Source organism: Corallococcus sicarius, assembly GCF_003611735.1.
Lineage (GTDB): Bacteria > Myxococcota > Myxococcia > Myxococcales > Myxococcaceae > Corallococcus > Corallococcus sicarius.
The window spans coordinates 1-9,297 of record NZ_RAWG01000350.1 but is presented as its reverse complement, the minus strand read 5'-3'; the positions used below and the strand labels follow the sequence as shown (position 1 = coordinate 9,297).

Sequence of the window (9,297 nt, the reverse complement as noted above, 5' to 3'; positions counted from 1 at the left end):
GCTCCCAGCACGCTCCCCACGAGCAGCGCGGTTTCGCGCTCACGCGCGGACGGGAGGGCCTCCTTGGCCCGGGAAGGGGCCGGGAGGGCCAGGGCGAGGAACAGCACCGCGAGGCGGAGCAGTGGACGGGAAGGGGACATGCGCAAGCATTCCCACCCCCGCCGTTCCCCGGCAAGCGCGAGTCGTCCTCCGAGCCTCCGCGCCTCCGAGCCTCACCGCATCTTGAGCACGACCCGGAACCGGGCCTTGTTGCTCATCATCCGCTCGAAGGCCTCCGCCGCGCGGTCCAGGGGGAACACCTCGTTGCGCGAGCGCACCCCTGTGAGCGCGCTGAACTCCATGGTCTCTTGCGAGTCCTGGGGCACGCCGCTGGGCCAGCCCTGGATGCGCGTGCGCTTGCTGATCATGGACAGGCTGCTGACGGGGATGGGCTCCGCGCCCGCGCCCAGCAGCAGGAGGGTGCCGTTGCGCCCCAGTCCCCCGAGCAGCTCGCCCGCGAGGCTGGTGCTCGAGGCGGTCATCATGATGACGCGCGCGCCACCGAGCTTCTGGAGCGCCTCGGCCGCGGAGCCCTTCTCCGTGTCGATGTATTCCTGCGCGCCCAGTTCGAGCGCCAGGGGCCGCTTGTCCGCTCCTCGCGAGATGGCGGCGGTGCGGTAGCCGAACCTGTGGGCGTACTGGAGGGCCAGGTGGCCCAATCCGCCAATGCCTTGCACCGCCACCAGCTCCCCTGGCCGCGCCCCCATGTTGCGCAGCGAGTTGTACGTGGTGACGCCCGCGCAGAGCAGGGGAGCGGCATCCTCGGAGCTCATTCCCTCCGGGACGCGGGCCAGCGCCTCCTGGGGCGCGACCAGGTACTCCGCATAGCCGCCGTCGTAGCTGATGCCGCAGATCTGCTGTTTCTCACAGGTGACGAAGTCGCCGCTGCGGCACGCGACACACTGGCCGCAATGGCCTCCGTGCCAGCCCACGCCGACGTGCTGGCCTTCCTTCCACGCCGTGACGCCGGGGCCTGCCCGGTCGATGCGGCCCACCACCTCGTGGCCCGGCACGCGGGGGTACTGGAGGGGCATCCAGCCTTCCTTGGTGATGGCATCGCTGTGACAGACGCCACACGCCTCCACCGCGATCCGGACCTGTCCCGGCCCGGGATCGGGGACCTCGCGCTCGACCACCTCGAGCGGACCGCCCGCCTTCAGCACCTGCACCGCTTTCATCTTCCTGGCCATGGCATCTCCTCGGAGGGAGGGATGGGGATGACGCGGTGCGGGCGCACAGGGAGTGTGGGAGGACGCCAGTCCGGCGAGCGGGCAGGGAGGGCAGGGCCTGGTTGTTACGATGCAACGACGGCCCTCCATCCGGGTGACGCCGCGGAGCGGGATTGGCCCGGCGCGCTTGCCGTCAGCGCGTGCTGGCATCATCCAGGATGGGCCACGTAGCTCCCTGCCTTGCTGGAAAGGCCGTGGTCATGCGCTCCCGCGCCTACCTTGGACTCCTGCTGTTTCTCTCCGCCTGCGCTACGCCGCCGCCGCCTCCCAGCACGCGGGGTACTCGGAGCCAGAGAATCGCCAACCTCCAGCGAGCGGCGGCGCTGCCCTGGAGGGACGATGGGCAGTGCGTTGTCCACGAGGCGTCCCAGCCTTGGCCCATTCTGATGGAGAGGTGCTATCAGGCCCTCGACCATGACCGGGTCGAGTTCCACGACACTGCGGGAAGATGCGCGGTCGCCTCCGCTGGCGCTGGTGCCATGGGAGTCGGGCTCTGCGTTCTGGTAGCCCCTGAGATCGTTGTGGGAGCCGTGATCGTCCTTGGCGTGGTGGTGGTCGCCGTCGCCATCAAAGAAGCGCTGGATTCATACGAACTCCGCCACTCCTACCCCGAGGAAGCAGGCACCGCGCGAGGAACGAAGGTGGCGTCCCGGGAAGCTGAAGCGCAACGCAAGCCCAAACTGAAGCCCGAACCAGCGGGGCAGGACTGGCAGCCCCCGGTGCCACCTGTGCCCGTGGACCGGACGGGCCATGCCAGTTGCGAGCCTGTTCCAGTGCCTCACGCGGGCGAGGACGACCCGCATGATGAGTGCGCCGACACGTTCCCGCCCAACCGTTATCCTGGAATGGATGTGCTCGTTGGCGGCGTACGCTTCGATGCGCTGCAAGTTGGCGTGCGCGTGCTATGGGAGATCAAGACCCATCGATTTGATACGTACAATGAATTCATCCGGGATCAGGAGATTGATAAGGAAATTGAGCAATTGCGCGATGAGCGCCGGGTGGCACAGGCCTGTGGATACGACTTCGTTGTTGGCGTGAGCACCGAAGCGCACAGAGACGCGCTGCTTGCTGTTGATTCCTTCCTCAAGATTGTCGTCACGGGATGCAAACGATGACCCATCAAAAGCGCCTCGTTCTGACCGTTTACGCGCCTTCGCTCGGGGGTGACGACAACCGCACGCTCGCAGCCGTCCATGGCATGGAACGAGCGTTGCCCGGCTTGCGCCTGGAGTGGAGAGTCACGGAGGAGCGACGGCTTGCCACGTTGCCACAGCGCAACGAATGGCTCGCTGAGGCGGCGGCCCGAGGGAAGTTCCCTCTCGTATGCAATGGCGACGAGAGCTTTCCGGTGAAGATCAGCGGGTTGACAACACCCGCGAGCCTGGCGCCGGGCGGCCAGTCATTGCTGGATGTCCATGCGAAGCTGCCGCTAGACGAGGCCGTTGTCGCGGCTGCGGTGGAGATGCTGGAGTACGTAGCAGAGGGCGCGCGCGCGTTCTGGGGGCATGCGACGCCGGACGGAGCCGCGTTGGACATCGCGTATCAGACAGCACCCACGCTGGAGGGGCCACCGTCCCCACGCCGGGGGTTGCCCGCACTGAAGCGCTTCGAGCAGCTCCGCGCGCCGGAGATCCCGGGTTACCTCGGGTGGCTGAACTACTGGTCGGCCGCTGCTGCGCAGGCCATCGGGTTCCCGGAATCTGCTCGCGACGCCGAACTGCTCGCACGCGCGCGGCGCACGTCGTCGGGCGGGTGGGTCGTGCAGCTCACCGACGCGCCGCTCGACCTCGACAATCCCGCCCACCTGGACGCACTCAAGCGGGCCTATGAACGCTTTCCGGAGATTGGCGGACGCGCATCGCCTTGACCTCAATCAAGGGGCTTGGCTGGGCGAGAGCGAATAGTGAGGGGGGAGGACTGTTAACGCATTGCTTCAGTCCTTCCAGAGCACCTTCCACGGATGCTTGCGCAGGTCCGTGACCAGGGTGCGCAGCTCTTCGTAGAGCGCCGGATCCTTGAGCAGGGCGCCTCCCGTGCCTTCGCCCGCGTCCAGCCGTCCCAGCACGCGGTCCGCCTTGGCGGCGATCTGCTCCAATTGGCCTGCCGCCGCCGTGAACCGCTGGAGCGCCACCTTCACCTGCTGCCCGTCTTCGGCCGTCAGGGGGCCTGTCACCGCCGCCAGGCCGTCCAGGGTCGTCCCGGCGGACTTCGTCAGGCCCGGCAGGTCCTTTCGCATCACGGCCGCCACGGCCGAGGCGTCATCCAGGAGGCGGGCTCCCTTGCCTCCGGGCTGGAGCGATTCCTTGGCCAGTTGCGCAAGCTGCCTCAAGTCCTTGGACGCCGCCGCCAGCTCCGAGGCCAGCACCTTCACGTCGCCCTTGTTCTCACTCAGCACCTCGTCCAGCGTCTTCGCCAGACGTGACACATTGGCCGCGAGGTTCGTCACCGCCTCCGGGTCCTTCTCCAGCATCTCCGACAGCAGCGTCACGAACCTGGTGAGCTGCTCCGACAGCAGATCCAGGCGCGGCGCGTCCACGCCTCGCAGGGCCTCGGCGTCGGGCAGGGCGGCTTCCGCGTTGCCGGGGTTCAGCTCCAGATACGGCTCACCCAGGATGCCCACCGTTCCCACCGTCACCCGAGCATCCTGGCGCAGCGCACCCCGGGCCGCTGGCTCCACCGACAGGTCCATGCGGACGGGCAGGGAGATTCCCTTCGCATCCCTGCGCTCCGGCAGCAGGTGGATGGCATCCACCTTGCCCACCTGCACGCCTCCCAGCTTCACCGGGGCCCCCTGCACCACGTTGCCCGTATGCGCGAAGTCCACCGCCAGCTTGGAGCCCCGGCCCAGCGTCAGCTCTCCCATCAACCAGAGCAACACCAGCACGCCCACCAACGACGCGAGCACCAGCGCTCCCACCTTCAACTCCAGCCGTTGCTCATCCATCCGTCGCTCCCTCCATGAACGGCGCCGTCAGGGTCCGCAGCTCCGGGGCAGGGGACTCGAGGAAGCCCTCCGGTGTCCCCAGGAAGGCACAGCGTCCCTTAGCCACCACCAACACGCGGTCCGCAATCTCTCTCAACTGCCGGTAGTCGTGTGACACCACCAGCGCTCCCAATCCCTGTTGCTTCAGCGACGCCAGCACCGCCTCCACCTGCATCGCCGCCCTCCGGTCCAGCCCCGTCGTTGGCTCGTCCAACAGCAGGTAGCGCGGCTTGAGCACCAGCGCCCTCGCGATGGCGGCTCGCTTCTTCGCCCCTGGCCCCAGCTCCGGCGGCAGCCGATCCGCCCACTCCTTCAGGCCCACCAGCTCCAGCGCCGTCGCCACCGCTTCGTCCGGGGCGGTCGGATCCGCGAGGCGCACGTTCTCCCGCAGCGTCCTCCAGTCCAGCAGCGCGGGCCCCTGCACCAGGTACGGCGCCCGGCGGCGCACTCCCACCAGCGTTCGTTCCGGCTGCGTGTCCACCCGCTCCCCGAACAGCGTCACCTTGCCGGCCCCGGGCCTCAGCAAGCCCACCGCCAGTCGGCACAGCACGCTCTTGCCGGAGCCGCTCGCCCCCGCGATGAACGTCAGCTCCCGCGTGGACACCTCCGCGCTCAGGCCGTCCAACACGCGGCGGCCCTGCTCGAAGGCAATCGCCACATCTTCAAAGCACAGCGTGTCCGGTCCGGTGTCATTCACAGGCGCACGAACTGGAACGCAAGCGACATCGTGAGGTCAATCAACAGACACCCGAGGCTCGCCGCGACCACTCCTTCCGTCGTGGCCTGACCCACCGCTTCGGCGCCGCCTCTGGCCTTGAGCCCCGCCACCGCCGCCGCGAGCGGGATGTAGAGCCCGCAGCCCACCGCCTTCAGCGCCGCCACCAGGAGGTCCCAACCATCCACGTACCTCGCATCCATGAACGCCCGGCCGTCGATGTCGAACACCCACTTCGCCACGCCCGCCGCGGACAGCGTCGCCGCCACCGTCCCCAGCGCGCACAGGAGCGGCACGCCCACCACTCCCGCGAGCACCCTCGGCGCTACCAGGTCCGCGTAGGGGTCTCCCGCGGACATCTCCAGCGCCTCCACCTGCTCGTTCACGCTCATCGTGGACAGCTCCGCCGAGTGGCTCGCGCCCGCTCGCGCCGCCGTCAGCAGGGCCGACACCGCCGGGCCCAATTCGCGCACCAGCATCTCGAAGTACGCCGGCCCCAGCACCGCCACGTTGCCGATGAGCTGCTTCGCCTGCTCGTTGGCGATCGTCACCAGCACCGCCCCGAAGAAGGCCATGCCGGACATCACCAACCACACGCTGCGCCCCCCCAGCGCGTGCACCTGCGCCAGCGTCTCACGCCAGGGCACGCCCTCCCGGGTGCCCGCCCGCACCGTGCGCGCCAGCATCACCACCGGCGCCCCGAAGAAGGACAGCACGCGGCTCATGCCATCCACCGTGACAGCAGCGTCGTCAGCAGGAAGTCCAGGACGAAGATGGCCGCGCAGCCCAGCACCACCGCGCTCGCCGCGGCCTCTCCCACGGCCCGTGCTCCGCCCTTCGCCCGCAGCCCCACCGCCGTGGAGATGAGCGAGATGGCCAGCCCGAAGGCCCCCGTCTTCACCACGCCCCCCACGATGTCGAAGGGACTCAGCATGTCCGCGAACGTCCCGAAGAACACCCGCAGCGGCAGGTTCAACGTGAGCTTCGCCGCCACCGCTTCACAGAGGATGGCCACCACGAAGGTGAACGTGCTCAGCGCCAGCATGCTCACCTCCATCGCCACCACGCGAGGTGCCACCAGGAGCGCGAAGGGATCCAACCCGATGCCTCGCAGGCCTTCTATCTGACCGCCCACCTTCAGCAGGGCCAGCTCCGCCGCGTTCCGCGCGCCAATCCGCGCCGACATGATCAGCCCCAGGAGCAGCGGGCCGAACTCCCACAGCACCCCGTAGCCCGCGGCCCAGCCCAGGAACGCTCGCGCACCGAAGCGCTGGATGTAGAGCCCCGCCTGCACCACCACGATGACGCCCGTGAGCGCCGCCGTCGCCAGCGCCAGGGGCAGGGAGCCGTAGCCGAACTGCACCAGGGCTCGCGCCAGCTCACGGCGCTCCAGCCGACGCAGGCCCCACACGGTCCGCCCCGCGACCAGCGTCAGCGCGCCGACTCCGCCCACCGCGCTCATCGCCGAGCGTCCCAGCCAGGCGAGGGCGGCGGTGCTCACGGGTGCCGCCTGGGGATGCTCATGCGAGGGCCTCATCCGGCGCCTGTTCGAGTTCCGGCGCCGGGGCGCCATCGTGCACCAGTCTGCCTCCGCGCAGGTACAACCAGCGGGGCAGGGGGAGATCCACGGGTGCTTCCGGCGCGGCCACGAGCAGCGTTCCCGTGCCGGCCACGTCCAGGAGCACCCGCGCCACCTGCCTCGCCGTGCCCGGATCCAGGCCCGCGAATGGATCATCCGCGAGCAGCACCGCGGGCCTCGCCGCCAACGCCCTCGCGAGCCCCGCGCGCTTCTTCATGCCTCCGGACAGCCGCTCCGGCAGGGTGTCCGCCGCGTCCGCGAGCCCCACCGAGCGCAGCACCGCGTCCGTGCGCTCGCGCGCCTCGGGTTCGGGCACGTGCCTGCGCAGCAGTGGCTGCATCACGTTCTGGCGCACGGTCAGCGAGTCGAACAGCGCGTCCGTCTGGAACACGAAGCCGAACGCCGCCTGGGCCTTGCGTCGCTCCGGCGCCGTGAGCTTCGCGACGTCCTGCCCATCCCACGTCACCCGGCCCAGGGAAGGCAGCAGCAAGCCCGCGAGCGCCTTCAACAGCGTCGTCTTGCCGGAGCCCGAACGCCCCAGCACCAGGGCCCGCGTGCCCGGAGGCACGAGGCAGTCCGTGGACTCCAGCACGGTCCTGGGACCGTGCCGGATCGTGAGGCTCTCGGCGCGCAGTTCCATCAGCGACTGAAGAAGACGGCCGCGCCCTTGTCACCCGCGGCGCCGATGGCCGTGGGCTTGGGCCCATCCAGGGAGCGCAAGGCGGTGTTCGCCGGCCCCTGGTAGACGAGACTCCACGTCCCTCCGTCGTAGAAGAGGACCCTGCCGGACGTGGTGGCCACGTAGACGGCGGTTTGACCAAATGCCAGCACGTCCTGGAGGTCCTCCGTGGTGCCTCCCGTCTTGACCTGGGTCAGCCGGTCCCACTCACCTCGGACCCGTTTCAGGAACAGGCCGTTGTCTCCCACGGCATAGGCATACCGCTCGTCCACCACATGAACGCTGCGGAGATAGCCATTCCCCGCGCCGAGATCCTCCTGGATCCAGGCGCCGCCGTCCGGGTTGAAGCGGAAGGCCCGGGGTTGATCCGAACCCTTCGCGCCCACCGCCAGCAGGGTCTCAGGCCGGAGGGTGCCATGCACCGCGCGCAGATTGGCGTCAACCGTGTCCACCAGCACCGTGGGCGAAGGCGGAACCCAACGGAAGATCCTGCCTCCGCCCGTCACGGCATACAGGGTGGGAGCGCCACCATCAGGGTTGTCCAATCCGACGAGCCCATTGACGGCTTGGGTGCTTTCGGCCGTGGTCGTCTGCGTGCAGGTCTTCGCCTCCGGCGGGATCTGCGCCAGCTTTCCATCTTCACCCGCGAGGAAGACTTCTCCAGACGCGCTGACCCAGGCCGCATTCCAGGGACCCGTGCACGGGACGTCCGTCACCCCACCATCGTCCCGCGACCGGACCACGTTGCTCCCAGCTCCCGCGAGCCAGGTGCTGTCCCGTCCATTGGCCGCGACGGTCTTCCAGGCGTCTCTCCCGTTCTCGCCCGCGAAGCCCCTCCAGCTCAGCTCGCAGGCCACGCCGTCATCGGCCGTGCCATCGCAGTCGTTGTCCATCCGGTCGCAGGCCTCCGCGAGCCTGCCCGACCGGAAGCGCGAGCTCTCATCGCAGTCCGTCGCGAAGGTCGACGTGCTCCGGGGCTGCGGCAGGCAGGTCACGCCTCCGTCCCTCCCCGCCGTCCCATCCCCGTCGCCGTCCTCGTCCACGAAGTACGCCACGGGCGCAGGACGGTCGTTGCACGCGAAGCCGCCATCCGTTGTGTCGCAGGCCCTCTTGCCCTCGCAGTCGAAGGCGTCGACGCACTTGCTGCCCAGGTTGAGCGACTCGTCCTCCAGCCCGTCGCAGTTGTCATCCAGGTCATCACACCGGAACTCGGCCTGTTCCGGATGGACCAGCGCATCATCGTCCTTGCAGTCCCCGCTGCGCGTCGCCGTCCGGGGGGGCTGCACGCACGCCATGACGGGCGCGGCCCCGTAGCCGTCGGTGTCCGTGTCCTGGAACCAGGTCCGCGTGACGTTCGCCTCCACCCGCGTGTCATCACAGTCCGTGCCGCCGTTCGCCGTGCTGACGTAGCCGTCGTCATCGGCGTCGGTGGCGTTCAGCTCCAGGTTCACGGCCGGGGAGGTCCCTTCTTCCGGAATGCTCACCGGCTTCTCCCCGGACTCCGCCACCGTCGCGCCCTCGCAGTCCAGCTCCTGCGCCCACGCCTTGACGAGGACGTCGCGGCTCCACCCCGCCTGCCGGAACACCGCCACCGACAGGGTGCCCTCCTTCTGGTTCGGAGGCACCCGCACCTGCGACGACGTCTGGCGGGTGGCGTCCTCCTGGTCCTGGACCGTCACCTGCACACAGCCGGGGCGGAAGCCGGAGTAGGCCACCTTGACGCTGAGTGCTCCGGCCTTCAGGTCGTCGCCCTTGGAGCATCCCGCCCATGCCACGCAGAGCACACTGACCAGGAATAAACGCATCGGACACGCATTCTCGGGCGCGTCCTGCACCCGGAGTGGGACGGCTGTCGACACCGTCAGCAGTTGAGCCAGGGAGATTACCTTTCGTTAACCCTTAGCCACGCCCTGACGGCTTCCGTGTATAGGGGCCGCTGACCACTCAACACTGGCCCGTCCACCCAAGCCTTATGCCCACCGTCCGCCGTGCCCTCCTCGCCGCGCCCCTGGGAGCCTGCCTCTGCGTGCTGGCCTCGGACGCGCCCGCCCAGACGCCGACGCCCCCGGC

At 69.2% G+C, this 9,297-nt stretch carries 9 protein-coding genes; 2 read left to right on the top strand and 7 right to left on the bottom strand.

Features of this window, described 5'->3' with window-relative positions:
• Nucleotides 1-212: 212 nt before the first annotated feature.
• Nucleotides 213-1,229: an alcohol dehydrogenase gene (locus D7X12_RS35175; RefSeq protein WP_120629581.1), complete on the bottom strand. Its 1,017-nt coding sequence runs from the start codon at nucleotides 1,227-1,229 to the stop codon at nucleotides 213-215.
• Between the two features lie 569 nt (nucleotides 1,230-1,798).
• Here D7X12_RS35175 and D7X12_RS45305 point away from each other — a divergent pair.
• The gene (locus tag D7X12_RS45305) at nucleotides 1,799-2,386 is read left to right on the top strand and encodes a DUF6310 domain-containing protein (RefSeq protein ID WP_341868260.1); all 588 of its coding nucleotides are present in this window, start codon (nucleotides 1,799-1,801) and stop codon (nucleotides 2,384-2,386) included.
• Nucleotides 2,383-3,138 carry a DUF5953 family protein gene (locus D7X12_RS35165; RefSeq protein WP_120629580.1) on the top strand — a complete coding sequence of 252 codons (756 nt, stop codon included), beginning with the start codon at nucleotides 2,383-2,385 and terminating at the stop codon, nucleotides 3,136-3,138. Before D7X12_RS45305 ends, D7X12_RS35165 begins: the two co-directional genes overlap by 4 nt.
• Nucleotides 3,139-3,204: 66 nt before the next feature.
• Here the strand turns inward: D7X12_RS35165 and D7X12_RS35160 are convergent, their stop codons facing one another.
• From D7X12_RS35160 to D7X12_RS35135, 6 genes are read right to left on the bottom strand one after another with little or no spacing between them, the layout of a single operon-like run.
• Entirely contained in the window at nucleotides 3,205-4,215 is a 1,011-nt protein-coding gene (locus D7X12_RS35160; protein ID WP_120629579.1) for an MlaD family protein, read from the bottom strand.
• The gene (locus D7X12_RS35155) at nucleotides 4,208-4,951 is read right to left on the bottom strand and encodes an ATP-binding cassette domain-containing protein (RefSeq protein ID WP_120629578.1); all 744 of its coding nucleotides are present in this window, start codon (nucleotides 4,949-4,951) and stop codon (nucleotides 4,208-4,210) included. Before D7X12_RS35155 ends, D7X12_RS35160 begins: the two co-directional genes overlap by 8 nt.
• Nucleotides 4,948-5,694, bottom strand: coding sequence for an MlaE family ABC transporter permease (locus tag D7X12_RS35150; RefSeq protein ID WP_120629577.1), 747 nt, complete (start codon nucleotides 5,692-5,694; stop codon nucleotides 4,948-4,950). The genes D7X12_RS35155 and D7X12_RS35150 overlap by 4 nt, the downstream gene beginning before the upstream one ends.
• Nucleotides 5,691-6,470, bottom strand: a complete 780-nt coding sequence (locus tag D7X12_RS35145; protein WP_244224965.1) for an MlaE family ABC transporter permease — start codon at nucleotides 6,468-6,470, stop codon at nucleotides 5,691-5,693. The genes D7X12_RS35150 and D7X12_RS35145 overlap by 4 nt, the downstream gene beginning before the upstream one ends.
• Nucleotides 6,471-6,489: 19 nt before the next feature.
• Nucleotides 6,490-7,188 (bottom strand): ATP-binding cassette domain-containing protein, encoded by a 699-nt coding sequence (locus D7X12_RS35140; protein ID WP_120629576.1) that lies wholly within the window; start codon nucleotides 7,186-7,188, stop codon nucleotides 6,490-6,492.
• Complete coding sequence (locus tag D7X12_RS35135; protein WP_147443891.1) at nucleotides 7,188-9,032, bottom strand: putative metal-binding motif-containing protein; 1,845 nt, start codon at nucleotides 9,030-9,032, stop codon at nucleotides 7,188-7,190. The genes D7X12_RS35140 and D7X12_RS35135 overlap by 1 nt, the downstream gene beginning before the upstream one ends.
• Nucleotides 9,033-9,297 lie beyond the last annotated feature (265 nt).

Bases quoted from the DNA above. Each gene is read 5' to 3' on its own strand.
- D7X12_RS35150 (WP_120629577.1), bottom strand. From the start codon at position 5,694: ATGAGCCGCGTGCTGTCCTTCTTCGGGGCGCCGGTGGTGATGCTGGCG.
- D7X12_RS35165 (WP_120629580.1), top strand. From the start codon at position 2,383: ATGACCCATCAAAAGCGCCTCGTTCTGACCGTTTACGCGCCTTCGCTC.
- D7X12_RS35140 (WP_120629576.1), bottom strand. From the start codon at position 7,188: ATGGAACTGCGCGCCGAGAGCCTCACGATCCGGCACGGTCCCAGGACC.
- D7X12_RS35175 (WP_120629581.1), bottom strand. From the start codon at position 1,229: ATGGCCAGGAAGATGAAAGCGGTGCAGGTGCTGAAGGCGGGCGGTCCG.
- D7X12_RS35160 (WP_120629579.1), bottom strand. From the start codon at position 4,215: ATGGATGAGCAACGGCTGGAGTTGAAGGTGGGAGCGCTGGTGCTCGCG.
- D7X12_RS35135 (WP_147443891.1), bottom strand. From the start codon at position 9,032: ATGCGTTTATTCCTGGTCAGTGTGCTCTGCGTGGCATGGGCGGGATGC.